This is a genomic window from Pseudoxanthomonas putridarboris (assembly GCF_038321125.1).
GTDB classification, from domain to species: domain Bacteria; phylum Pseudomonadota; class Gammaproteobacteria; order Xanthomonadales; family Xanthomonadaceae; genus Pseudoxanthomonas_A; species Pseudoxanthomonas_A putridarboris.
The window spans coordinates 127,850-150,717 of sequence record NZ_JBBWWT010000002.1; the positions used below are offsets into that span (position 1 = coordinate 127,850).

The following is a 22,868-nucleotide window of genomic DNA, read 5'->3' on the forward strand; positions in this document are numbered from 1 at the left end:
TCCGTGCCAATCCGCGGCTGAAGGTTTCCTGTTTCCACTGTCGCGGCTGAAGCCGCTCCTACAGGAGTGTGCGCAGTTCTTCGTCCAACCGCGCCAGGCGCTGCGGCGTGCCCACATCGGTCCAGCGGCCGGTGTGATGCTCGCCGCCGATGCGGCCTTGATCCATGTGGGCGCGCAGGATGGGCGCCAGGCGGAAGCGGGGCTTGCCGTTGCCGGCGGTGCCGGCATCGCCATCCGCATGCCGTTGCCAATGTTCGAGCAGGACAGGCCGGTATACGCCGATGCCGGCGTAAGTGAGGCGTCGCGCGCCTTCGCGGCGTACATGGCCTGCTTCGTCCAGCGCGAAATCGCCATGGGTCGCGTAACCCGGTGGGTCCGCCATCACTAGGTGCGCCAACCCCTCGGGTTCGCGCGGCAGCCGGTCGAAATCGTAGTCGGTCCAGATGTCGCCGTTGACCAGCAGGAAGGGGGCGGCGCCCAGCGAAGGCAGGGCGTTCAACATGCCGCCGCCGGTTTCCAGCGGCGTTTCCCCTTCGTACGCGTACTCGATGCTCAGGCCCCAGCGTTCGCCGCCACCCAGCGCCTGCGGGAATTGCTCCGCCAGCCAACTGGTGTTGATGACCACGTCCCGCACGCCGATGGCCGCGAGTTTTTCCAGGTGCCAGACGATCAGCGGTTTGCCGCCGACTTCCAGCAATGGTTTGGGCGTGCGGTCGGTCAATGGGCGCATGCGTTCGCCCAGTCCCGCTGCGAAGATCAGTGCCTTCATGCAGTCGCCTTCGCCCGCAACGCAGGCTTGATGCGGTCGTCCAGCAGGCGTCGCAGTCCCGCGAGTTGCGGATGGCGCGGCAGCACTTCGTCCAGGTAGGCGATGAAGCGCGGCACGTCGGGCAGGTATGTCGTCTTGCCGTCGCGGTAGTGCAGGCGGGCGAAGATGCCAAGGATCTTGAGATGGCGCTGGATGCCCATCCAGTCCGCGTCGCGCAGGAAGGCCTCCCGTGCCGGCACGGGCAGGCCGGCCTCCAGCGCCCGCGCGTGGTAACGCGCCAACCAGCCATCCACGCGCGCCAGGGGCCAGCTCAGGAACGCATCCTTGAACAGGCTGACCGCGTCGTAGGCGATGGGGCCGCGCACGCAGTCCTGGAAGTCCAGTACCGCCGGCCCCGGCGTGACCGGCATCAGGTTGCGCGGCATGAAGTCGCGGTGGGTCAGCACGCGCGCCTGCGACAGCGCGTTGTCCATCAGGCGGCGCTGCGCCAGTTCCAGCCCCTCGGCCTCGCCGCAGGTCAACGCGAGGCCCAGGTGGCGTTGCAGGAACCACTCGTCGAACAGGCCGGCATCCCGCTGCAGCAGTGCCTCGCCGAATTCGCCCATGCCCTCGGGAGGCGCGATGGATTGCAGGCGGAGCAGTTGGCCGATGGCGGCATCGAACCAGCCGTCGGCGTTGTCGTCGGTCATCGCCCGTGCCAGCGTCGGGCTGCCGAGGTCTTCCAGCAGCAGGAAGCCGTTGTCCACGTCGCGCGCCAGCACCTGCGGCACGCGCACGCCGCCGGCATCCAGCAGGTCGCGCATCGCCAGCCAGGGACGCACGTCTTCCAGGCCGGGCGGGGAGTCCATCACGATGCGGCGGGGACCGTACCCGCGACTGCGCCAGTAGCTGCGGTGGCCGGCATCCACCGACGCCCGTTCCAGTCGCGCCCGCGGATCGCCCAGCGCGCCGCGCGCCCAGTCCAGGCGCTGGGCATCCCGCTGGGAAGAGTCCTGAATCGAATCGATCATGCGGTTCCGGCCGGCAGAGGGCATTAATGCCGTAGAGGGTAAACTGACCCACTACAGACTTGCGAGGGCTGCGCCGCATGGCCAATCTCCAACCCGTCCTGCTTTCCGGCGGCTCCGGCACGCGGCTGTGGCCGTTGTCGCGCGAGGCCTACCCCAAGCAGTTCCTGCCGCTGGCCGGCGACGACACCATGGTGCAGGCCACCTGGCGCCGCGTCGCCGAACTGGCCGACCGCGCGCCGATCGTGGTGGCGAACGAGGAACATCGTTTCCTGGTCGCCGAGCAACTGCGGCAGGTGGATGCGCCGGTGCCGGCCATCGTGCTGGAACCGGTCGGCCGCAACACCGCGCCGGCGATCGCCGCCGCGGCATTGCAGGCGATGGCGGCGGGAGACGATCCGTTGTTGCTGGTGCTGCCCTCCGATCACGTGGTGCGCGACGTGGCGGGCTTCCAGCGCGCCGTGCGCCAGGCCATCCCGGCCGCGGAGGCGGGCGCGCTGGTGACCTTCGGCATCGTGCCGGATGCGCCGGAAACGGGGTTCGGCTACATCCAGGCGGACGCCGGCGAAGGCTTGCGGAAAGTGCTGCGCTTCGTCGAGAAGCCGGATGCCGCCACCGCGCAGGCCTACCTGGACGCGGGCGGCTATTACTGGAACAGCGGCATGTTCCTGTTCCGTGCCAGCCGCTTCATCGAGGAACTGGCGCAGTTCCGCCCGGACATCGTCGATGCCGTGCGCGCCGCGCATGCCGCGGCCAAGCACGACGGCGATTTCATCCGGCTGGACAAGGAGGCGTTCGCGTCCAGTCCGTCCGATTCCATCGACTATGCGGTGATGGAGAAGACCGGGCACGCGATGGTGCTTCCCGTGGACATCGGCTGGAACGACGTCGGCAGCTGGTCCGCGCTGTGGGACGTGGCCGAACGCGATGGCGACGGCAACGCCCACCATGGCGATGTCATCGCCGTGGACAGCCGCAACAGCTATGCCTACGCGCAGCGGCTGGTGGCGCTGGTGGGGCTGGACGACATCGTCGTGGTCGAAACCGACGACGCCGTGCTGGTGGCGCGCAAGGACCGCGTGCAGGACGTGAAGCAGGTGGTCGCGCAGTTGAAGCAGGACCAGCGCAGCCAGGCCATCCTGCACCGCGAAGTGCATCGCCCCTGGGGCAGCTACGACTCGGTGGACATGGGCAGCCGCCACCAGGTCAAGCGCATCAAGGTGAAGCCGGGCGCCAAGCTGTCGCTGCAGTCGCACAACCATCGCGCCGAGCACTGGATCGTGGTCAAGGGCACCGCGCGCGTCACCCGCGACAACGACGTGTTCGAGCTGTTCGAGAACCAGTCCACCTACATCCCCATCGGCGCCAAGCACCGGCTGGAGAACCCCGGCAAGGACCTGCTGGAACTGGTGGAAGTGCAGTCGGGCGATTACCTGGGCGAGGACGACATCGTCCGCTATTCGGACATCTACGGACGCAGCGAGTAGACGCGTCGCGGCCCAAGGAAAAAGCCCCGCGATGCGGGGCTTTTCCGTGGCGGCGTTTCAGCTTTTCTTCTTCACCAGGGCATAGATGAAGAGCAGGACGATGGCGCCGATCACCGAGGCGATGAAGCCGGTCGGTTCGTTCGGTCCGTACCAGCCCAGCGAGCCGCCGACGAAGCGCGCCAGCAAGGCGCCGGCGATGCCCAGCACGATGGTCATGATGATGCCCAGCTTGTCGTTGCCGGGCTTGATCGCCCGCGCCAGCAGGCCGGCCAGGAAGCCGATCAGCAGGGTCCACAGGATGCCGCCACCAAAGATCTGTTCCATCTAGTCGCTCCGGTTTGGGATGCGGGGGTGGTCCGGAGCGTAACCCAACTGCCCGGGCACCGGCCATCCTGCCCCGCCATGCGGGAAAGTTATGGGGTATCCGGAATTTTGTATGGGCTGGCGGATAGCCGTATCCCTCTCCCCGCCTGCGGGGAGAGGGTGCCGAAGGCGGGTGAGGGGCCGACGGCGCCGCTGCGATTCGGTGCATGAAGCATCATCGAGTGCGGAATTCCAGCACCTTTTCGCACTCGATCCATCATCACGAACACCACGTCGACTGGCTCCGTCGCCCGTCATCGGGCCTGCCGGCCATCCCGTACCGAGTACGGGGCAGGCTCTTCTCCCCCGACAACGGGGGGGGGGGGAAGGACAGCCCCACACTGAAATCCGGATACTCAATGTATGGAGGTGTGGTGTGGGAGCGACGTCAGTCGCGACAGGCGTTCCCATGAAAGCCACATCGCGACTGACGTCGCTCCCACAAGACAGAGGTGGAGGGAAAGCAAGGAAGGGATGCGTTGCCGGTCCGGGGTGGTGATGTCCCGGACCGGCAACGGCCGCTCAGCAGCAGCCGTGGTCGCCGTGCTGTTCGCCGCCGGCCACCGCGGCCACGCCGGTGGTCTCGCCGCGCGTGCTGGCGGCATGGTGTTCGGCGATCACGCGGGCCACGCAGGCGGTGACCTTCTTGCCCATCGGGATGTGCAGGAATTCGTTCGGCCCGTGCGCGTTGGAGTGCGGGCCTAGCACGCCGGTGATCATGAACTGCGCGCCGGGGAACTTCTCGCCCAGCATGCCCATGAACGGAATGGTGCCGCCTTCGCCCATGTACATCGCCGGGGCGCCGAAGAATTCGCGGCTGGAGGCGTCGATGGCCTTCTCCAGCCAGGGCGACATCGCCGGCGCATTCCAGCCGGTGCTGGCCTTTTCCAGATCCAGGCCGACCTGGGCGCCGTTGGGCGGATCCTTCAGCAGCAGTTCCTTCAGCACTTCGCCGCCACGCTTGCCGTCCAGCGTGGGCGGCAGCCGCAGCGACAGCTTCACCGAGGTGTGCGGGCGCAGCACGTTGCCGGCCGACGACAGCGGCGGCATGCCGTCGATGCCGGTCACCGACAGCGCCGGGCGCCAGGTGCGGTTGAGCACCAGTTCGGTCAGATCGTCGGCCATCGGCGTCATGCCGGACAGGAACGGGAACTTGTCGAACACCGCCGTATCCAGCACGCGTGCGGCTTCCTTCGCCTGCGCCAGGCGGTCGGCCGGGATTTCCACCTGCAGGCCTTCCGGCAGGATGCGGCCGGTGTTCTCGTCCTCCAGCCGCGACAGCAGCTGGCGCAACAGGCGGAAGCTGGACGGCACCACGCCGGAGGCGTCGCCCGAGTGCACGCCTTCCTCCAGCACCTTGACGGTGAAGTTGCCGCCGGCCAAGCCGCGCAGCGAGGTGGTGCACCACAACTGGTCGTAGTTGCCGCAACCCGAATCCAGACAGACCACCAGCGACGGTTTGCCGATGCGGTCGGACAGGTGGTCGACGTAGGCGGGCAGATCGTAGCTGCCGGATTCCTCGCAGGCCTCGATCAGCACCACGCAGCGCGCATGCGGCGCGCCCTGCTGCTGCAACGCCTGGATCGCCGCCAGCGAACCGAAGATGGCATAGCCGTCGTCCGCGCCGCCGCGGCCGTACAGCTTGTCGCCCTTGATCACCGGCACCCATGGGCCCAGGTCGCTGTCCCAGCCGGTCATCTCCGGCTGCTTGTCCAGGTGCCCGTACAACAGCACGGTATCGGTGCCCGTCTCCGGGCCGGTGGCCGGGATCTCGATGAAGATCAGCGGCGTGCGGCCTTCCAGGCGCACCACCTCCACCTGCATGCCGGGGATGGACTGCGCTTTCGCCCAGCGTTCCATCAGTTTTACCGCGTCTTCCATGAACCCGTTCGCCACCCAGTCCTTGTCGAACATCGGCGACTTGTTGGGGATGCGGATGTATTCGACCAACTGCGGGACGATGTCGTCGTCCCATTTCTCGGCGACATAGCGGTCGATTTTGGCGGTATCCATGGCAACTCCGGAGCACTGGAAGCGGTAGCCGCCCATTCTACGCCTGTGCGCGTGTAGGACTTTTCCTACACGGAGGAGCGGCGTTCCCCGGCAGTTTTTCCGGAGCGCGGGCGATACCTTGGTCCGCGTGGGAGATGGAGACTGTGCGTGCCGATTCGATGGGCCTCGGGCCTCCGGACCGGCAGTCGGCCAGGTCCCCGGGACCCGGTCATCCACGGAGCATCCATCGCCACAAGGAGAGTCGCCATGAAATCGTTCGTCCACATCGCCCAAGCCGCCGTGCTGTCGCTGCTGCTGGCCTTCAGTGCCCTTGCCACCGAGAAGGTCAACATCAACACCGCCGATGCCGCCACGCTGGACCGCGTGCTGGTGGGTGTGGGGCCTTCCAAGGCCGCCGCCATCGTCGAATACCGCAAGGCCAACGGCCCGTTCAAGAGCGCCGAGGAACTTGCGATGGTCAAGGGCATCGGCCTGCGCACGGTGGAGTTGAACCGGGACCGCATCGAGTTGCGCAGCGCCGCCGCTCCGGCCCCCAAGCCGGCCACGGCGACGGGAACGGAGAAACCGAATCAGGCGGCACGGCGCTAGTCATTCCCGCGTCGCGGCACCCGCACAGGAGGTGTGGTGCCGCGGCGACAGGGGCAGGAAGCCAGGGGGCACAGGCGGGATGCCGACAAGGATGTACTGATCGCAGCGCAGGAAGCGCATGGGGCCAGGAGCGGGCAGGGAGCCTGGTAAGCCGGCACGGAGCCGACACGGAGGTAATCGTCGCCCGGACACACACCCGTGTGCCCGGGCGATGTTCTTTTCGGGCGATGGGAACAGGCGCGCATCCCGGCGGTGCGGCGGGCCGGGCACGTTCTAGAATCCATGCAGCTCCTTCGTCGCCATGGGACCCACATGCCGCACGCCTCCCACGTCATTCCGGCCAACGAATACCGGCGCGAGCGCTGGAAGAACGGATTGGGCTGGACCCGCGAGATCCTGCGCCTACCGGACGGCGAAGGGTGGCGCTGGCGCCTGTCCATTGCCGAGATCGAACGGGATGCCGCGTTCTCGTCGTTTCCCGGCGTGGATCGCGAACTGGTGTTGATCCGCGGGAACGGGTTGCGGCTGCGCTTCGCGGCGGACGAGGTGGTGGAGCTGGCGCCCCCGCACGGGCGCATCCGCTTCGCCGGCGAACAGGCCGTCACCGGTGAGCTGGTCGACGGGCCGACCCACGACTTCAACCTGATGTGGCGCCGGGGTGCGGTGGAGGCCGAGTTGCTCCATCGTCCGCTGGTCGGGCCGATGCTGTTCTTCGCCGAACCCGGCGTCGTCTGGGCCATCCACCTGCTGGCGGGCCAGGCGAAGTTCGATGCGGCCTGCGGTCTTCCTCCACTATGGACGGGCGACACCGCCATCCTGACCGGTGGGAAGGGGCGTGCCCGCTATGCGTTGGAGGGTGGAGGGGAACTGCTTGCGATCCGGATACGCGAGTTGTCCGGTCCGGTGCGGTAACCGGGTGGTCCACCCGATGCGCGTCGAGGCACGTCGCTTGCGCGGTGGTCAGTACACGTCGCGACGGTAGCGGCCTTCCGCCAGCAATTGCTCGACCTGCTCATCCCCCAGCGCTTCGCGCAGTGCGGCATCGACTCCCGGGGCCATGCCCGCCAGGCTGCCGCAGACATAGATCGCGGCGCCGTCGTGGACCCAGCGTTGCAGTTCGTCGGCCCGTGCCCGCAAGACATGCTGCACGTACAAGCGCTCGGCCTGATCGCGCGAGAACGCCACGTCCAGGCGCGAAATGAAGCCTTGCGCCTGCCACCGCTCGATTTCGTCGCGGTAATGGAAGTCGCGATCGGCGTTGCGTTCGCCGAACAGCAGCCAGTTGCGCGTGGCGCCCGCCAGGACGCGCGCCTTCAGGTGGGCGCGCAGGCCGGCCATGCCGGTGCCGTTGCCGACCAGGATCAGCGGCGTCGTGGGCGACGGGGGATGGAAGTTCGGATTGCCGCGGATGCGCAGCGCGATCCCGTCGCCGATCGCGGCATGCTGGCATAGCCAGCCGCTGCCGAGGCCGGGGGTGCCGTCCGGTCGCGACATGCGGCGCACCAGCAGGTGCAGGTGGCCATCGTCGGGCAGCGAGGCGATGGAATACTCGCGATGCGGCAGCGGCGACAGCGCGTCGGCCACCGCCTGCGCCGGCTTGCCCAGGAGCGTTTCCGCGGGCGGGAGTTGCGAGACCGCCACCACGTCGGCGAGGCGTTCGCGCTGTCCGTCGCGTTCGACCTGCGCGTCGGCGGGCAGGACCAGCGACTGCAGGAACGATGCGACGGTGGCGGTGGAATGCCGCGGGCCGATTTCGGCGATGTCACCGGGGACCCACGTCGCGGGCTGGCCGGACGGTGGCGCCAGCGCGATGTGGAACGCGGGCCCGCCGGCGCTGCCGGGATTCATCTCCACGCGCTCGGCCAGCGTCCAGCGCTCGTAACGCGGCGGCGACCAGTCCGGCAGGTCGGTGCTGCCGGCCAGTTGGCCGAGGTGATGCTGCCAGTGGCGAAGCGCGCTGGCATCGGCGTTGTCCACTTCCACCATGTCGAACAACGGCTGGGCGCCGTGCCGGCGCAACCAGTCGTCCAACTGGTGGCCGAAGGCGCAGAAGTGGTCGTATTGGCGGTCGCCCAGGGCCAGCACGGCGTAGCGCAATGCACCCAGCGCGGGCGACTGCGCCATGACGCCACGCACGAACCCGAGTGCGGGATCCGGGGGATCGCCTTCGCCAGTGGTGCTGACGATGAACAGCGCGCGCCGTGCGCGCGCCAGTTGCTCCACGTCGACCTGTCCGATGTCGACGAGCCGTACCGGCATGCCGGCCTGCCGCAGCGATGCGACGGACATCCCGGCCAGTTCCACGGCGAAGCCCGTCTGGCTGGCGTGCACCACCCAGAGCGTCTCGCTGTCGGCCTCGGCGACGGGAAGCGTCGCCTCGGCATCGCGCCGCGCCGCGCGCCGCAATATCCACGCGGAAAAACCGATATAGGCCACCAGCGACGAAGCCGCGCCGATCCAGCGCAGGCTGCGCGGGGTGGCGATCCACCAGTCGCCCGCATGCCAGCGGGCCAGTGCGCAGGCGATGGCGGCCAGCGACAGCAGCACGAGGGCATTGCCGACGACGGCACGGTTCCACGCCGGTGCGATCCGCGTCGCGTTCATGCGTGGAGATGGCGTTCGAAGGCCGGCGTCATGGTTTCCCGCAGGCCTTGCGGCGCGCGGGCCAGGAAGCGTGCCGCCAGGCCGTGCCGGAGGGCGAACGCGTGGCCCGCCTGCGCACCCATCACCGTCAGCGCGGTGGCCCAGGCGTCGGCATGCATCGCGTCTTCGGCCACCACGGTGACCGCGGCCGAGGCCTCCGTCACCGGTTGTCCGCTGCGCGGGTCGATCGTGTGGGAATAGCGATGGCCATCGTGCTCGAACGCGTGCCAGCGGTCGCCCGAGGTCGCCACTGCGATGCCGTCGAGCACCAGCACGCGCGGTTCCAGCTCATCGCTGTCGGCTTCCTCCTCCGGCGAGGATTCCACCAGCACGCGCCAGGGTTGCCCGTCGGGCTTGCGACCATGGCCGAAGAGTTCGCCGCCGACCTCGACCAGCGCGTTGTCGATGCCGCGCCGGCGCAGGAAGGCGGCCACGGCGTCGACGCCATGGCCCTTGGCGATGGCGGACAGGTCCAGTTCCACGCCGCCGGGTTGTCGCACCCGGCTTCCCGCCGGGTCCATCACGACGCGTTGCCAGCCAACGCGGGCACGCGCCGCCTGCAGGCGTTCCGGCGAAGGCACGGTGCGCGCGCCGCCGTGCGCGCCGAATCCCCACGCGGCGACCAGCGGCGAGATGGTCGGGTCGTAGGCGCCGCCGCTGGCGGAGGCGATCTCCAGCGCGGCGCGGAGCACATGGCGGAACTCGTCCTGCAACGGCCACCATTCGCCCGCGGGCGAGCGGTTGTAGCGGCTGATGTCCGATTCCGCTTCCCATGTGCTCATCTGCGCGACCAGCCGGTCCAGGCAGCCCTGCACGCCATCGTGCAGGGCGCGCAGGTCCGTGCCGCGGGATGCGACCAGCTGCACCGACCACGAGGTACCCATGGTCTGGCCGTGCAGCGCCTGCACGGCAACGCCGGCTGCGGGGTTGTCGGAATCGGGAACGTTCATGGCGACCATCGCGCATCCGCCTGCCGGGGCAGGCGGCGTGCGGATTACTGCGGCAGCACTTCCAGCGTGGCGACGTAGCTCAACCGGCGCTGCCTGGCCTGCGGCAGCGAGGTCTTGTCGTCCTGGGTGCTGGTTTCGAGCCAGTACATGCCGGCTTCCGGCCAGGTCACGCTGAATTCGCCGTTGGCGCCGGTGGTGACCTTGATCTCTTCCTGCGCGTTGCGGTAACGCGTGCCGCCCCGGGTGATCTCGAATTCCAGGCCGGCCGCCGGCTGGCCGTCGACCAGCAGCCTGAACTTCGCCTCTTCACCGGCGAACAGGTCGTTGGGGTGGGTCACCGGCACCAGTTCCAGGCCCTCGCCGGTGGTCTTCAGCGCGGTGTCGTTGGGCGAGCCGTTGGTCACGAAGGTCTCGACGCGCCCGATGGACTGCGATATCTGCAGGTTCTTGGCATCCTTCGGCACTTCGGTGGCGAAGGTGGCCGGCGTGCCGCGCCAGCGCTTGGGCTTGCCGTCCTCTTCCCAACTGCCGGACAGGCCGCTGTTGACGGTGGCGATGCGGTAGGTGCCCTGCTGCTTCAGTTCCACGTCGAACACCGTGCGGTACTTGCCGGTGGACAGGTTCTGCGCTTCCGCCTTGCTGCCGTCCGGCGCGGTGATCGTCAGGCCCTCGGTGCGCAGGGGCACGTGGTTGAAGTAGAACAGGTCGTTGGACACGGCCGCGTCCACGGTGATCCATGGATTGTTGCCGGCGATGACGGTCTGCGAGGGCTGCAGCCAGGCCTTGTGGGCCATGGCCGAGAACGGAATCGTTGCGGTGAGCGAGAGTGCGAGGATCAAGGCGGTGCGTTTCATCGAAGTCTCCAGCGGATATGGGGTGTGGATGTAGGAGGGGCTTCAGCCCCGATGGGATCCTTGACAGGCCAAGCGAAAAACCCGGCCATTCCTTAAGCGGGCGCGCTGCGGCGCGTTCATCGTCATGTCAGTGAAAAGGTTATCGCGGCGCGGGGCTGAAGCCCCTCCTGCAGGGATCAGGGCTTGACGGTCAGCGTGACGGCGCCGAGTTCGCTGGTGCCTTGCGCGCTGCCCGACTGTGCGCCGCCCTTCGCCGGCCAGGTGAAGGGGATCTTCAGCAATTCGCGGCCGCCGACTTCGCGCGCGGCTTCCACCACCAGCGTGTATTCGCCGGGCGCCAGCCCGGACAGCTGCGGTTGCTGGCCGGTGAAGCTCAGCGCGTGCTTGCCCACCGGCTTGGTGGGGCCGGTGACGCCGTCCACCGGCACCTTCAGCGTGCGCCCGGACTTGCGCCACCACTGGCGCAGGTCGGGCAGCCACTTGGTGCCATGGCCTTCGGCGGTGTCGCGGTGCTGGTACCAGACCGAGAGGTTCGCGGCGACCTTCTGGTCGGCGTCCTCCACCCAGATCGCCACGTAGGGGCGATGGTATTCGGCGACGTTCAACTTCGGGACTTCCACGTTGATGTCCAGCGTGGCGGCATAGGCGGGCGTGGCCAGCAGGCCGCTGAGCGCGATGGTCAGCGTGGTGTGGACGGCGATCTTCGACATGCGGGTCACTCGTGGTTTAGGGGAAGGGAAGGTGTCAGTGGATGAACAACAGGGCGATCAGCAGCGGCACCAGCAGGCCCAGGCCCACCATCGGCCAGGTCATGCGGCGCTGGCGCCCGTGCAGGTACAGCAGGAACAGGCCGGTGATGCAGAACACCAGGCAGGCCACCGCGAAGATGTCCAGGAACCAGCCCCACGCCGGTCCGGCATTGCGGCCCTTGTGCAGGTCGTTGAAGTAGGAAATCCAGCCGCGCCGGGTGCGTTCGTATTCCACCGCGCCGGTTTCGCGGTCGATGCTGAGCCAGGCGTCCGTGCCCGGGCCGGGCATCGACAGGTAGATCTCCCCGTCCGACCATTCGGCAGGGCGCTGGCCGATGCTGATGGACAGTTCGTCGCCCAGCCAGGTCGCCGCCGCGGGCGGCAGCGGCGCATGGCCTTCCTGGCGGTCGCCCAGCCCGGCCAGCAACGGGGAAGGCAATGTGGCGGTATGGTTGGTCACTTCCGGTGCGGCCTCGATACGCGACGCATGGTTCAGCGTGATGCCGGTGATGGCGAACAGCAGCATGCCCACCAGGCAGACGGCCGAACTGATCCAGTGCCACTGGTGCAGCGTGCGCAGCCAGAAGCCGCGGCGTTGTTGCTGGATGGCCGGGGAGGAAGGCGGGGACAACGGATGTCTCGAAGGGGAGGGAGCGGTATCGGCATTACATCACAAATGAGAATGGCTCTCAATTAGCGGGCGTTCCCTTCCCACCAAGGAAGGGAACGCATGCGAGCCTCAGAAGTTGACGTTCAGGCTCAACCACAGGTTCCGCGACTTGTCCTTGTTGTTGTAGTCGTCGAGGTAGCTGGGCGCCCAGGCGCCAGTGGTCGGGTTCTGCGTCCAGACGGTCTGGAACGAGGTGAAGTCCTCGTCGAGCAGGTTGTTGATGCGGGCATTCACGCTGACGTGCTCGCTGAAGCGGTACTGCGCGCCGAGGTGGAGCACGGTGTAGTCCTCGTAGTCGCGGCGGACCCCGTCGACCACGTCGCGGTAGCGCTTGGAACGCGTCTCGGCCAGCAGTTGCATGCTGAAGCTGTCCGTGGCCTGCCAGTTCAGGCTGGCATTGGCCATGTGCTTGGCGGTGTTGGTCAACGGCAGGCCCTCCTGCGCGCCGCTCAGCTGCTCGCTGTCAGTGTAGGTGTAGTTGGCGCGCAGCGACAGGCCGTCGGTGATGCCCCAGCGCCCGGCCACTTCCACGCCCTGGATGCGCACCTCGTCGATGTTGATGTTCTGCGCATAGGTCGTGTAGCCCAGCTGCGCGTAGTCGCCCAGGTTGGCGCAGGGGCGCACGCCGCCGGTCTGTTCGCAGCTCAGGCTGGTTTCGCCGCGGGCGATCTTGTCTTCGAAGTCGTTGCGGAAGACCGTGATGTTGAAGTTGTGCGCGTCGTCGGCCGAGGTCCAGTACAGCGCGATCTCGCTGTTGACGCTGGTTTCCGGCTGCAGGTCCGGGTTGCCGACGAAGGGCGTGGTGCCCTGGCCGCCGAAGCCGGTGATGCCGTCGTACAGGTCGGTGGTCTTGGGCGTCTTGAAGCCGGTGCTGACGCCGCCCTTCAGGGTCCAGGCCTCGCTGACGTCCCAGACCGCGTAGGCGCGCGGGCTGAGGTGGCCGCCGAACACGTTGTGGTCGTCGTGGCGCAGGCCCAGGGTGATGGTCAGCGCGTCGATCGGGTTCCAGTTGTCTTCGGCGAACAGCGACCACATCCTGTGTTCCTGCACAGTGCCGCCGCCGTCTCCGCCGCCCTCCATGCCGAACACGCCATCCTCCAGCTCGCCGTCGATGGCCTGCCCGCCGACGATGAAGTGGTGCCTGTCGCCGATGGCGAAGTCGAGCTTGGCGTCCAGCGTGTACTGACGGCTCTCCATCGTCCGCTTCGGGCGCGGCAGGAAGGTGTCCACGGCCAATTGCTGGCGCTCGTCGCGGGTCAGCCCCGCATAGGGTCCCGTGGCGCAGGTCACGGCGTTGTTGCAATAGATATCCTGGTGGAGCAGGCGCTCCGCGACGGTGAAGGGCAGGGTGCGGCCGTGGTTGCCGGTGTCGATGTGCGCCAGCGACACGAAGCTGTTGCCGAACGCCCACTGGCCCTGGTGCGTCACCGACCACTGGTCGCGGGTGAATTCCTGGTCGGCGGCGTAGCCGACCTGCGGCGCCGCGCGCCAGATGCCGGCCAGGCCGTCCACCGTGCCCAGCGGATAGGTTTCCGTGCCCAGGTTGTTGATGAACGGCGTGTTGTCGTAGACCTGTTCGGACGTGTCGTATTCGAAGATGACGCTCTGGTTGTCGGTGGGCGTCCAGCTCAGGGTGACGCCGGCGCTCTTGTTGGTGTTGTCCACCGTCTTGCCGCCGCCGCCGAAGCCCAGCGAGCGCTCGAACTCAGTGCCGTCCGGCGCGGTGATGACCTCGTACTCCGGCGTCGACGCATTGCGCTCGTACCACGAGCCGCGCACGCCCAGGCCCAGCTTGTCCGCCACCAGCGGCCCCATCACGGCGAAGTCGAACGTGCTGTCCGTGCCGAAATCGCTGTTTTCCTGGAAGCTGTGGCCGAACGTGGCCGAACCGCGCCAGCGATCCGAGACCTTGCGGGTGATGATGTTGATGACGCCGCCCAGCGCGTCGGCGCCGTAGAGCGTGGACGCGGGGCCGCGGATCACTTCGATGCGCTCGACCATGTCCAGCGGCGGGATGTGGTTGAACTGGTTGCCGCCGAAGCTGTTCGGATAGATGTCGCCGTGGTTGTTCTGGCGGCGGCCGTCGATCAGGATCAGCGTGTAGTCCGGGCCCATGCCGCGGATGCTGATGGTCTTCTGGCCGGTCTTGTCCGAGGTCTCGCCCACGTCCACGCCTTCCAGGTCGCGCACGGCATCGATCAGCGTGATGTACGGGCGCTTCGTCAGCTCCTCGCGCGTCACCACGCTGATGCTGGCCGGCGCGTCGGTGATCTTCTGCTCGAAACCGGCGGCGGTGACCACCACGGTGTCCAGCGTGCTGGTGTCGTTGGCGCCATTGGGAGTCTCTTGCGCCAACGCGGGCGCCGAGAGCAGCGCAAGTATGGCGGTGGCCAGCCGGCGGCGGCGCGGGGAGACCTTCAGGTCGGTGCGATGGTTCTTCATTGGTCTTTGTCTTGAGTGGGTTTGAGGAATGGGGCATGCCGCGGGCCCGCGCATGCGCGGCCGTGGGCGAAGGTTCGGGGCGATGCGCGCGACCGGCCCATGCCGGCATCCAGCGGATGCGGCGCGTGTGGTCGCGATGGGATTGGATGCAGCCGGACGAGGCGTCAGGCCGTGGGCGGTGCTTGGCCCGGATGCAGATGCTGCGTGGGATCGGTCAGGTAGGCCACGGCCTGCGCGTGGATCCGGGTGATGCGACCATGTGGCTGCCGGTGGGTGGAGGCAGGCAAGGCCGGTGCGGGTTGATGCGTGGACTGGCAGGTCTTGTTGCGCTTGAGCAGGACGCTGAACGCGATGGTGCGGGGTTTCTTGGCCGGAGTCTCTTCCTGCGGCGGCGGCAAGGGCGACTCGCCTTCCATCCGGTCCGGCGGGGCGAAGCTGTGCATGCCCACGGACAGAGCGGACGCGGCCTGGCCTTCCGGACGCTGAGCTGCCATGGGGGCCAGCAGGACGACCGCGGTGGCGATGAGTACGGCGATCCAGCCGGCCAGCCGGACACGCCCCCGCCACGGCGACACGAGTGCGCGCGCGGACGATGCTTGCGGTAGAGCGGCCTGAAGCAACGATTTCCCCATGAATCCGCCTGCGGGCGGATCAACAGGTGCAGTGTAAACGAGAATACTTATCAAATGCAAACAAGGATGAATCTTGTTCGCAAGATTTTCCTTGTGGAATCAGTCGGTTGGAAGCCATGCCGTCGTGCCGGGTGGCCGCGGGCGTTTCCTTGCGCGAAAAAGCCCCGCCCAGGCATGGGCGGGGCCTGCTAAGGCCAGGAATGGCCGGGTTCAGAACTTGTACGTGGCGGTCAGCACCACCGAGCGTGCGGCGCCGGGCGTGGCCCAGCCGTTGTTGCGCACGCGGGTGAAGTACTGCTTGTCGAACAGGTTGTCGACGTTGAGCTGCAGCCCGAAGCTGCTGCCGAACTGGTAGCCGATCATCGCCCGGTGCATCGTGTAGCTCTTCACTTCCGGGGCATTGTCGGTGCTGGCGGTCACGAAGCTGCCCTGGTAGCCGACGCCGTAGCCGAACGTCCAGTTCTGCAACGCGTACGTGGTCCACACGCTGGCCGAGTGCTCCGGCGTGCTCGGCAGCGGATTGCCCGCCTGCGCATCGATGCCGGTGGTTTCCTTGACGTGGTCGGAAACGCCCTGCACCACTTCGCTGTCCAGGTAGGTGTAGTTGGCGAAGATCGACCAGGCATCGGTGATGCGGCCGGCCACGCCCAGCGCGACGCCATCCACGCGGGCCTCGCCATCGAGCTGCTGTTCGGGGGTCAGCGGATCACCGCTCGCCACCTTGTAGTTCTGCCGTTCGTTGCGGAACACGGCGGCCGTCAACGCGAGCTTCTCGCCCAGCAGGTCCCACTTGGTGCCCAGTTCGATGTTGACCGCCGTCTCCGGGTCGACCTCGCAGGTCTGATCGGTGCACGTGGCGTTGACGGACGCCTTGGACGGCGTCTTGGAGTTGGCGTACGACAGATAGATGCTGCTGTTCTCGGCCGGCTTGTAGACCAGGCCGGCGCGGTATGAGAACAGGTCGTCCTCGTTCCGCATCGTGTCGCCCACGGTGACGCCGCCGCCGTTGGCGGGCGTGGCGAACGTCAGGATGCGGCTGTCGCCTTCGTTGTGCTCGTAGCGCGCGCCGAGGGCCAGCTCCCATTGCGGGTTGAACTTCAGCGTGTCGAACAGGTAGATGGCCTGGTTGTCGAGGGTGCCGCTGGTCTTGCCGGAGCGGATGTAGTTGACCGGCCCGGTGTAGTAGTTGTCCGGATCGTGCAGGTCCATCAGCGGATAGGCCGGCGTGGTGCCGTCCGCGTTGCGCTGGGTGTTGCCGTTGTCCAGGTCGAAGGTCTCGTGCGCGAAGGACACGCCGGCGACCAGCGCATGTTCCACCGAGCCGGTGGCGAACCGCGCGGTCAGGTCGGTCTGGCTGACCGCCAGGCCGTTGCTGGTGTCGCGGGTGGTGCCGCGCGGACCGCTGGGCAGGAAGGTGCCGGGATTGGCGCAGACCGTGCCGTTGGCGGGGTTGATGCCGCTGTCCAGGCACCAGGTGCCCTGGGTCGGGTTGACCAGCGTGTACTGGTCGACCTTCTGGTAGCGCGCCAGGCTGCGCAGGGTCAGGCCGTCGTTGAAATCGTGTTCGAAGACGCCGGTCAGCATGTCGACGTCGATCTCCTGCTTGTCCATGTTGCGGTAGCCGAAGTAGCTTTCGCGGCTGACGCCGGGCAGCAGGCCGCCGTACGCGGCGAAATAGGGCAGGCCGTATTCCGGCGTGTTCTCGTCGTGCTGGTGCAGGTAGCTCAGGGTGAAGCGCGTATCCGAACCCAGCCCGATCGCGAACGATGGCGCGAAGCCCCAGCGCTTGTATTCCTCGACGTCGCGATCCGGCACGTCGTTGCGGTGGACCATGGCGTTCAGCCGCAGGGCCTGGCCGTTCTCGAAATCGATGTTGCTGTCGAGGGTGGTGCGGCCGAAGCCGTCGGTGCCGGCGCCCACGGTGAAGGTGTTGAAATCGCCTTCGCGTGCGGCCTTGCTGACCAGGTTGATGCTGCCGCCCACCGAGCCGGCGCCGGAATACGCCGAGTTGGCGCCGTTGATCAGTTCCAGCGACTCCAGGTTGAAGTTGTCCGTGCGCGTGTATTGCGCGCTGTCGCGCACGCCGTCGGCGGTGATGTCGTTGTTGGCGTTGAAGCCGCGCAGGTTGATGCTGTCGCCGTAGCCGCCGCCGCCTTCGCCGGCGCCGAAGGTGATGCCGGGCAGCGTGCTGAGCACGTCGCGCAGGCCGATCAGGTTCTGCTGGTCCATCACCTCCTTGGTGACCACGGTGATGGTCTGCGGGATGTCGCGCAGCGGTTCGGTGTACTTGACCGAAGACGGCTTGACGACGCGATCTTCATGGACTTCGACGGTATCGAGTTCGACCGCGCTCTTTTCGGCGGCGGTCTCGGCCAGTACGGGGGACGACAGCGCCAGCAGCAGGGCCGAGGCAAGGGGAGTGAGGCGTGGGTTCATGAGGATCTACTCGGGTGGAAGGAGAGGAATCACCCGTTGGCGGCGGCTGGCGGGTCGGGCGGAAAGGAAGGCGAACGCGTGCCGCCACGGACGGACGTGGAAGCGGAGTCCACGGTCCGGGGGCGGAAAGGGCTGGCTTGGCGGAAGCGGCCGTGGAGGAGAGAGAACGGCCGGGTGCTGTCGCTGGCGTCAGGCCAGACGGGGAGGCGCGCGCCCGCAATACGCGTGGCAGGTGCGCTGGCTTACCTGCGGCCGGCCATGGGCCGGGTGGGCGGGCTGGATCGGGCAGTGCCGGTGGGGGCGGGTGGCCTGCGGAAGCAGGTCGGGTTCGGCCGAAGTCCCGGCGACGCCATCGGAAGGGTGTGAGACGTGGCTGCCTTGCGAACGACCGTCGGGCTGTTCCGCCATGCGGTCGTCCGGGGCGGCCTGTGCCTGCCCGATCCCGTCAGCGGAGACCCGGGCCGTCGTATCCCAACCGGCCGCCGGCTGGGCGGATGCCGCCGCGATCCCGCCCAGCAGCACCCACGCGCACAGCAGGACCAGCGCGAAGCCGCTGAACGGCGGTCGGCGGTGGCGGGCGGGGGAGCGGGTGGGATCGCGGGACAAGTCCGGCCTCGTCGAAGGACGGCGGACCATGGCCGCCGCGGGAGGCGCACAGGATAATGAGAATAATTCGTGTTTACAACAAAATATTCACAATCTGGCTCCCGTCCGTCGGCGGCCCGGTCAGTCCGGATCAGTCCCGGTCGTCGCGGGTCCAGATGCCGCCGTGCTCCCGCTTGGTCGGGAATTTCGGCACGGGCGAGTAGGCGGGGGTGCACAGGGCGCGGCCGTCGCGGACGTCGAAGCGCGCGCCATGCAGCACGCACTCGATGCTGGCTTCCCCGGCATCGAAGGTGCCGGAGGAGAGTTCGAATTCCTCGTGGCTGCAACGGTCCTCGAGCGCGTACAGGTCGCCATCCAGGTTGAAGACCACGATGGGCGCGCCGGTGACGTCGTCGAAGACGGTCTTCAGTTCGCCGGGCAGCAGCTCGGCGGTGGCGCAGACGAACGTCCAGGCCTCGCTCATGCGGTGGTTCCCGTCAGCGGCTTTTCCAGGATCTCGAAGCGCAGGTCGTCGCGCTTGGGAATGCCGTAGCGCTCGTCGCCGTAGGGAAAGGGTTTCTTGATGCCGGTGCGCGCGTAGCCGCGCCGCTCGTAGAACGCGATCAGCTCGTCGCGGATGTCGATGACGGTCATCCGCATCGCCGGCAGGCCCCAGTCCTCGCGCGCGACGCGCTCTGCCTCGGCCATCATGGCCTTGCCCACGCCGCCGCCCTGCAGGTCGGGCCGCACCGAGAACATGCCGAAGTAGCCGGCGCCGTTCTCCACGGCGACATGCGCGCAGGCCAGCAGCTCGCCGCCGCGCTCGGCGACCAGGATGCGGCTTTCCGGGCGGTCGATGTCGTGCCGCACTGCGTCCGGGTCGATCCGCTGGCCGTCCAGTATGTCGGCCTCGGTGGTCCATCCCTGCTTGCTGACCTCGCCGCGATAGGCGGAGGTGACCAGGGCGACCAGGGCGTTGATGTCGCCGGGCGTGGCGGCGCGGAAGGTGAGCGTGTCCATGCGCGCCATTGTAGAGCGACGCCCGCGGGCGTGACGCAGGCGCGCCATGGGGGTGCTTTGGCGCGCGAGCACTCCCGACCTACGCGATTCAAGCCCCTCTCCCACCGGGAGAGGGGTTGGGGTGAGGGGCGAACGAAGCCCGTTCGCCTCCACCATCCGATGCGTAGGGTGCGCCCTGGCGCACCATGGCTCTTCGCCCGACATATGTGGGCTATCTTCGGAACGGTCTTCCGCTGTCCGAGCATGGCGCCGCTCGCCGCGGGGGCGTTCTTTCTTTGCTCGTGCAAAGAAAGAACCAAAGAAACACGCCCCAGGCGGCGCGCCCTGCGCTTCGCTCCGGGTCCGCAAGCGGGCCGGGAATTTTCGTAAGGCACATCCTTGTGCCATACGAAAACGCCGCCCATCCAGGGCGGCGCCCTACGGGTTTAACCCGGCCCGCTTGCCGCGCCTAAATGGGGGCCCGAAAGGCAACAGCAAAAGCAGAAGCAGCTGGGCTCCGGATGTATCCGTGTCGTTCTTGGGGCCCCTGAGGTCCGGCAGTCCCGGCAGGTCAAACCCTGCAGGGGCGGCGCACAAGGATGTGCGCCGTTTTCGTATGGGCCAGGATGGCCCTTACGAAAATTCCTGCCGGGACTGCGCACCTGCCACGCAGTGGCGGGCGGACCGCCGGGGTGTGCTTTCTTTGCCTACTTTCTTTGCACAAGCAAAGAAGCGCTCCTCAACAGCCGAAGGCTGGTCAAGTAGGGCCCCCGCGGCGAGCGGCGCCATGCCGAAAGCGAAAGCAGGCTCTTCCGAAGAGTGACAATGAACATATTGCGTTCATTCCGAATGAACGCAAGACGTGAATTCACAGGCCGCCGGTACATGGAGCAAGACACGGACGGGCTTCGTCCGCCCCTCACCCCAACCCCTCTCCCGAGGGGAAGAGGGGCTTGGGTCGTGCATGCCGGTGAGCGGTGGTGCGCCAGGGCGCACCCTACGGCGCGTTCGTCGTCGTGCAGGCGGGAGGCGGGCGCACCCTACGCCAGCAGGCCGCGGGCCTTCTTAAGCGCAGCGACGAAGCGCTCGATTTCCTCGTGTGTGTTGTAGAACGCGAACGAAGCGCGCAGGGTCGCGGCTACGCCGTAGAACTGCAGCAGCGGGTGGGCGCAGTGCTGGCCGGAACGGACGGCCACGCCTTCCAGGTCCAGCAGGGTGGCCAGGTCGTGCGCGTGCGCGCCTTCGACCAGGAACGAGACGACCGCGGCCTTGTCCGGCGCGCGGCCGAAGATGCGCAGGCCGTCGATCCTGTCCAGTTCCTCGGTCGCGTGCGCCAGCAGCTCCGCCTCGCGCGCCTCGATGTTCGCCATGCCCACGCCGTCCAGGTAGTCCACGGCCGCGCCCAGGCCGATGAAGCCGGCGATGTTGGGCGTGCCGGCCTCGAACTTGTGCGGCGGGTCGTTGAACACGGTGCCGTCGAAGCTGACTTCCTTGATCATCTCGCCGCCGCCGATGAAGGGCGGCATGGCCTGCAGGTGCTCGCGGCGCGCCCACAATGCGCCGGTGCCGGTGGGGCCGCACATCTTGTGGCCGGTGAAGGCGTAGAAGTCGCAGCCGATGGCGGCGATGTCCACGGGGCGGTGCGGCACCGCCTGCGAACCGTCGACGACGGTGACGATGCCGCGCCTGCGGGCCTCGCGGCAGATCTCGCGCACCGGGTTGACCGTGCCCAGCACGTTGGAGGTATGCGCGATGGCGAGCAGCTTCACCTCGCCGGTCAGGGCGGCGTGCAGCGCGTCCAGGTCCAGCGTGCCGTCCGGCAGGATCTCCGCCACGCGGATGCTGGCGCCGGTGCGCTGGGCGACCAGCTGCCACGGCACGATGTTGGCGTGGTGCTCCATCCGCGAGACCAGGATGACGTCGCCGGCCTTCAGTTTCGGCAGCGCCCACGAATACGCGACCAGGTTGATCGCGAAGGTGGTGCCGCTGCACAGCACCAGCTCGTCGGCGCGCACGTTGAGGAAGCGCGCCAGTTTCCTGCGCGCGCCTTCGTAGGCCTCGGTGGCCTCGGTGCCCAGCGTGTGCACGGCGCGGCTGACGTTGGCGTTGTGCCGGCGGTAGAAGTCGTCCACGCTCTGGATGACCGAGGCCGGCTTCTGCCCGGTGTTGGCGCTGTCCAGGTAGATCAGCGGCTTGCCATTGACCTGGCGCGTCAGCAGCGGGAAGTCGGCGCGGATGCGCGCCCAGTCGATGCCGGCATCCACACTGGCGACGTGGGTGGTTTCGTGGTTCATGCCATCCCCAGCGTCGCCAGCGCGCCATCGACGCGGGCCACCAGCAGGTCGCGCAGTTCGCCGTTCTCGATCACCGACAGCGGCTCGCGGCAGAACGCGGCGGTCAGCAACTGCTGCGCCTCCGCTTCCGGCAGGCCGCGCGAGCGCAGGTAGAACAACGCGTTGGTTTCCAGCCGGCCGACGGTGGCGCCGTGCGCGGCCTTCACCTCGTCGGCGTGGATCTCCAGCACCGGCTGGGTGTCGATCTCGGCGTTCTCGGACAGCAGCAGGTTCTTGTTCGACAGCGCCGCATCGGTGCCATCGGCGCCCTCGCGGATCAGGATGCCGCCATGGAACACGACGCGTCCGCGGCCCGCGCCCATGCCGCGCCAGGTCAGTTCGCACGCGGTATCGCGGGCGATGTGGTCGATGCCCAGCCGCGTGTCCACGTGCCGGCGACCATGCGCCAGCAGCACGCCATTGGCGGTCAGGCGGGCGTTGTCGCCTTCCAGCCGCACGTTCAGCTCGTGGCGCGACAGCGCGCCGCCCAGCTCCAGGTCGACGCGGCGGTACTCGGTGTCGCGCGCCATCACCGCGTCGGTGCGCAGCAGCGCGGTCGCACGGTCGCTCTCCGCCTGCACGCGCGCATGCGTGAGCCGCGCGTCCCTGGCCAGGTGCACATGGGTCAGCGCGTTGATGAAGTGCGCATGCGGCGAGGTGGCGAAATGGTGCTCCACCACGGTCAGCGCCGCGCCGGCGCGCAGTTCGATCAGGTTGCGCAGGTGCCAGGCGTGATCAGGCGCATGCGAGCTCTTCGCAAGCGCCTGCGCATCCTCGTGCGGAATTTCCGATTCGGCCGCGCCGATGAAGACCAGGTGCAGCGGACGTTCGCTGCGGGCGTCGGGTTCGGCGCGCAGCAGCACGCCCTCGGTGGCCAGCGCGGCGTTGAGGCGGGCGAAGACCTCGTCGGTGCGCTCGAACCGGCGTTGCAGGAAGCGCGCGGCGTCGCCGCCCTCGGCCAGGGCCTCGGACAGCAGTTGCAGGCTGACGCCGTCCGGCAGGTCGGTGGTCAGCGACAGCGCCACCGAATAGCGGCCGTTGACGAACACCGCGCGCGGCCCGGGGATGTCGGCCAGCAGCAGCGGGTCGATGGCCGGTACGGTTTCCACCGGGCCGAAGCTGCGGCGCTCGAGCTGGCGCAGCGAGGTGTATTTCCACGCCTCCGTGCGCGGGCCGGGCAGGCCGTCGCGCAATGCTTCGTCCAGCACGGCGCGGCGCGCGGCGTCGCCGTGGAAGGTGGAGGCCAGTGAATCGAGCAGGATGTTCATGCGGTCACGGAGAAGAATAAAGCCGTCATCCCGGCGCAAGCCGGGACCCAGTGCCTTTGCTTTTCAATCACCCTGCACCC

Annotated in this window: 20 protein-coding genes; 3 read left to right on the top strand and 17 right to left on the bottom strand. The window is 67.9% G+C overall.

What is annotated here, in order from left to right; genetic code table 11:
- Window positions 1-58 precede the first annotated feature (58 nt).
- A complete protein-coding gene (gene murU / locus AAD027_RS04675) occupies window positions 59-769 on the bottom strand; it encodes an N-acetylmuramate alpha-1-phosphate uridylyltransferase MurU (protein WP_341724860.1) in 711 nt (236 codons plus the stop codon).
- Entirely contained in the window at window positions 766-1,779 is a 1,014-nt protein-coding gene (locus AAD027_RS04680) for an aminoglycoside phosphotransferase family protein (RefSeq protein ID WP_341724861.1), read from the bottom strand. The genes murU and AAD027_RS04680 overlap by 4 nt, the downstream gene beginning before the upstream one ends.
- A 77-nt stretch (window positions 1,780-1,856) precedes the next feature.
- Between AAD027_RS04680 and AAD027_RS04685 the strand changes: the two genes are divergently transcribed.
- Window positions 1,857-3,263 (top strand): mannose-1-phosphate guanylyltransferase/mannose-6-phosphate isomerase, encoded by a 1,407-nt coding sequence (locus tag AAD027_RS04685; RefSeq protein WP_341724862.1) that lies wholly within the window; start codon window positions 1,857-1,859, stop codon window positions 3,261-3,263.
- Window positions 3,264-3,320: 57 nt separating this feature from the next.
- Here AAD027_RS04685 and AAD027_RS04690 read toward each other — a convergent pair whose 3' ends face one another.
- Window positions 3,321-3,587: a GlsB/YeaQ/YmgE family stress response membrane protein gene (locus AAD027_RS04690; protein ID WP_345786435.1), complete on the bottom strand. Its 267-nt coding sequence runs from the start codon at window positions 3,585-3,587 to the stop codon at window positions 3,321-3,323.
- 561 nt (window positions 3,588-4,148) lie between these two features.
- The gene (locus AAD027_RS04695) at window positions 4,149-5,639 is read right to left on the bottom strand and encodes a M20 family metallopeptidase (protein ID WP_341724863.1); all 1,491 of its coding nucleotides are present in this window, start codon (window positions 5,637-5,639) and stop codon (window positions 4,149-4,151) included.
- A 246-nt stretch (window positions 5,640-5,885) separates the two neighbouring features.
- Here AAD027_RS04695 and AAD027_RS04700 point away from each other — a divergent pair, with 246 nt between their 5' ends.
- Window positions 5,886-6,227, top strand: coding sequence for a ComEA family DNA-binding protein (locus tag AAD027_RS04700; RefSeq protein WP_341724864.1), 342 nt, complete (start codon window positions 5,886-5,888; stop codon window positions 6,225-6,227).
- Window positions 6,228-6,539: 312 nt separating this feature from the next.
- On the top strand, window positions 6,540-7,139 hold the full coding sequence (locus AAD027_RS04705) for a HutD/Ves family protein (RefSeq protein WP_341724865.1): 600 nt from the start codon (window positions 6,540-6,542) through the stop codon (window positions 7,137-7,139).
- Window positions 7,140-7,187: 48 nt separating this feature from the next.
- On the opposite strand, the gene AAD027_RS04710 is transcribed toward AAD027_RS04705, so the two are convergent.
- The 13 genes from AAD027_RS04710 to sufD form a co-directional block, all read right to left on the bottom strand.
- A complete protein-coding gene (locus tag AAD027_RS04710) occupies window positions 7,188-8,831 on the bottom strand; it encodes a sulfite reductase subunit alpha (RefSeq protein ID WP_341724866.1) in 1,644 nt (547 codons plus the stop codon).
- Entirely contained in the window at window positions 8,828-9,820 is a 993-nt protein-coding gene (locus AAD027_RS04715; RefSeq protein ID WP_341724867.1) for an FAD:protein FMN transferase, read from the bottom strand. Before AAD027_RS04715 ends, AAD027_RS04710 begins: the two co-directional genes overlap by 4 nt.
- Window positions 9,821-9,864: 44 nt before the next feature.
- A complete protein-coding gene (locus tag AAD027_RS04720; RefSeq protein WP_341724868.1) occupies window positions 9,865-10,674 on the bottom strand; it encodes a DUF4198 domain-containing protein in 810 nt (269 codons plus the stop codon).
- 176 nt (window positions 10,675-10,850) lie between these two features.
- On the bottom strand, window positions 10,851-11,384 hold the full coding sequence (locus AAD027_RS04725) for a DUF2271 domain-containing protein (RefSeq protein ID WP_341724869.1): 534 nt from the start codon (window positions 11,382-11,384) through the stop codon (window positions 10,851-10,853).
- A gap of 34 nt (window positions 11,385-11,418) precedes the next feature.
- Complete coding sequence (locus tag AAD027_RS04730; protein WP_341724870.1) at window positions 11,419-12,054, bottom strand: PepSY-associated TM helix domain-containing protein; 636 nt, start codon at window positions 12,052-12,054, stop codon at window positions 11,419-11,421.
- A gap of 108 nt (window positions 12,055-12,162) precedes the next feature.
- Window positions 12,163-14,535: a TonB-dependent receptor domain-containing protein gene (locus AAD027_RS04735; protein WP_341724871.1), complete on the bottom strand. Its 2,373-nt coding sequence runs from the start codon at window positions 14,533-14,535 to the stop codon at window positions 12,163-12,165.
- Between the two features lie 164 nt (window positions 14,536-14,699).
- Window positions 14,700-15,167 (bottom strand): hypothetical protein, encoded by a 468-nt coding sequence (locus tag AAD027_RS04740; protein WP_341724872.1) that lies wholly within the window; start codon window positions 15,165-15,167, stop codon window positions 14,700-14,702.
- Window positions 15,168-15,377: 210 nt separating this feature from the next.
- Window positions 15,378-17,603, bottom strand: coding sequence for a TonB-dependent receptor (locus tag AAD027_RS04745; RefSeq protein ID WP_341724873.1), 2,226 nt, complete (start codon window positions 17,601-17,603; stop codon window positions 15,378-15,380).
- A 189-nt stretch (window positions 17,604-17,792) separates the two neighbouring features.
- Entirely contained in the window at window positions 17,793-18,209 is a 417-nt protein-coding gene (locus tag AAD027_RS04750) for a hypothetical protein (RefSeq protein ID WP_341724874.1), read from the bottom strand.
- 130 nt (window positions 18,210-18,339) lie between these two features.
- Window positions 18,340-18,672, bottom strand: a complete 333-nt coding sequence (locus tag AAD027_RS04755; RefSeq protein WP_341724875.1) for a non-heme iron oxygenase ferredoxin subunit — start codon at window positions 18,670-18,672, stop codon at window positions 18,340-18,342.
- Window positions 18,669-19,256, bottom strand: coding sequence for a GNAT family N-acetyltransferase (locus tag AAD027_RS04760; protein ID WP_341724876.1), 588 nt, complete (start codon window positions 19,254-19,256; stop codon window positions 18,669-18,671). Before AAD027_RS04760 ends, AAD027_RS04755 begins: the two co-directional genes overlap by 4 nt.
- A gap of 971 nt (window positions 19,257-20,227) precedes the next feature.
- Entirely contained in the window at window positions 20,228-21,481 is a 1,254-nt protein-coding gene (locus AAD027_RS04765) for a cysteine desulfurase (RefSeq protein WP_341724877.1), read from the bottom strand.
- Window positions 21,478-22,788, bottom strand: a complete 1,311-nt coding sequence (gene sufD / locus AAD027_RS04770) for a Fe-S cluster assembly protein SufD (RefSeq protein ID WP_341724878.1) — start codon at window positions 22,786-22,788, stop codon at window positions 21,478-21,480. The genes AAD027_RS04765 and sufD overlap by 4 nt, the downstream gene beginning before the upstream one ends.
- Between the last annotated feature and the right edge of the window lie 80 nt (window positions 22,789-22,868).

What these genes read in the sequence shown, in the direction of transcription:
- AAD027_RS04710 (WP_341724866.1), bottom strand. Translation starts at nt 8,831, where the DNA reads ATGAACGCGACGCGGATCGCACCGGCGTGGAACCGTGCCGTCGTCGGC.
- AAD027_RS04695 (WP_341724863.1), bottom strand. Translation starts at nt 5,639, where the DNA reads ATGGATACCGCCAAAATCGACCGCTATGTCGCCGAGAAATGGGACGAC.
- AAD027_RS04690 (WP_345786435.1), bottom strand. Translation starts at nt 3,587, where the DNA reads ATGGAACAGATCTTTGGTGGCGGCATCCTGTGGACCCTGCTGATCGGC.
- murU (WP_341724860.1), bottom strand. Translation starts at nt 769, where the DNA reads ATGAAGGCACTGATCTTCGCAGCGGGACTGGGCGAACGCATGCGCCCA.
- AAD027_RS04685 (WP_341724862.1), top strand. Translation starts at nt 1,857, where the DNA reads ATGGCCAATCTCCAACCCGTCCTGCTTTCCGGCGGCTCCGGCACGCGG.
- AAD027_RS04745 (WP_341724873.1), bottom strand. Translation starts at nt 17,603, where the DNA reads ATGAACCCACGCCTCACTCCCCTTGCCTCGGCCCTGCTGCTGGCGCTG.
- AAD027_RS04705 (WP_341724865.1), top strand. Translation starts at nt 6,540, where the DNA reads ATGCCGCACGCCTCCCACGTCATTCCGGCCAACGAATACCGGCGCGAG.
- AAD027_RS04680 (WP_341724861.1), bottom strand. Translation starts at nt 1,779, where the DNA reads ATGATCGATTCGATTCAGGACTCTTCCCAGCGGGATGCCCAGCGCCTG.
- AAD027_RS04735 (WP_341724871.1), bottom strand. Translation starts at nt 14,535, where the DNA reads ATGAAGAACCATCGCACCGACCTGAAGGTCTCCCCGCGCCGCCGCCGG.
- AAD027_RS04740 (WP_341724872.1), bottom strand. Translation starts at nt 15,167, where the DNA reads ATGGGGAAATCGTTGCTTCAGGCCGCTCTACCGCAAGCATCGTCCGCG.
- AAD027_RS04700 (WP_341724864.1), top strand. Translation starts at nt 5,886, where the DNA reads ATGAAATCGTTCGTCCACATCGCCCAAGCCGCCGTGCTGTCGCTGCTG.
- AAD027_RS04725 (WP_341724869.1), bottom strand. Translation starts at nt 11,384, where the DNA reads ATGTCGAAGATCGCCGTCCACACCACGCTGACCATCGCGCTCAGCGGC.
- AAD027_RS04765 (WP_341724877.1), bottom strand. Translation starts at nt 21,481, where the DNA reads ATGAACCACGAAACCACCCACGTCGCCAGTGTGGATGCCGGCATCGAC.
- AAD027_RS04720 (WP_341724868.1), bottom strand. Translation starts at nt 10,674, where the DNA reads ATGAAACGCACCGCCTTGATCCTCGCACTCTCGCTCACCGCAACGATT.
- AAD027_RS04715 (WP_341724867.1), bottom strand. Translation starts at nt 9,820, where the DNA reads ATGAACGTTCCCGATTCCGACAACCCCGCAGCCGGCGTTGCCGTGCAG.
- AAD027_RS04760 (WP_341724876.1), bottom strand. Translation starts at nt 19,256, where the DNA reads ATGGCGCGCCTGCGTCACGCCCGCGGGCGTCGCTCTACAATGGCGCGC.
- sufD (WP_341724878.1), bottom strand. Translation starts at nt 22,788, where the DNA reads ATGAACATCCTGCTCGATTCACTGGCCTCCACCTTCCACGGCGACGCC.
- AAD027_RS04755 (WP_341724875.1), bottom strand. Translation starts at nt 18,672, where the DNA reads ATGAGCGAGGCCTGGACGTTCGTCTGCGCCACCGCCGAGCTGCTGCCC.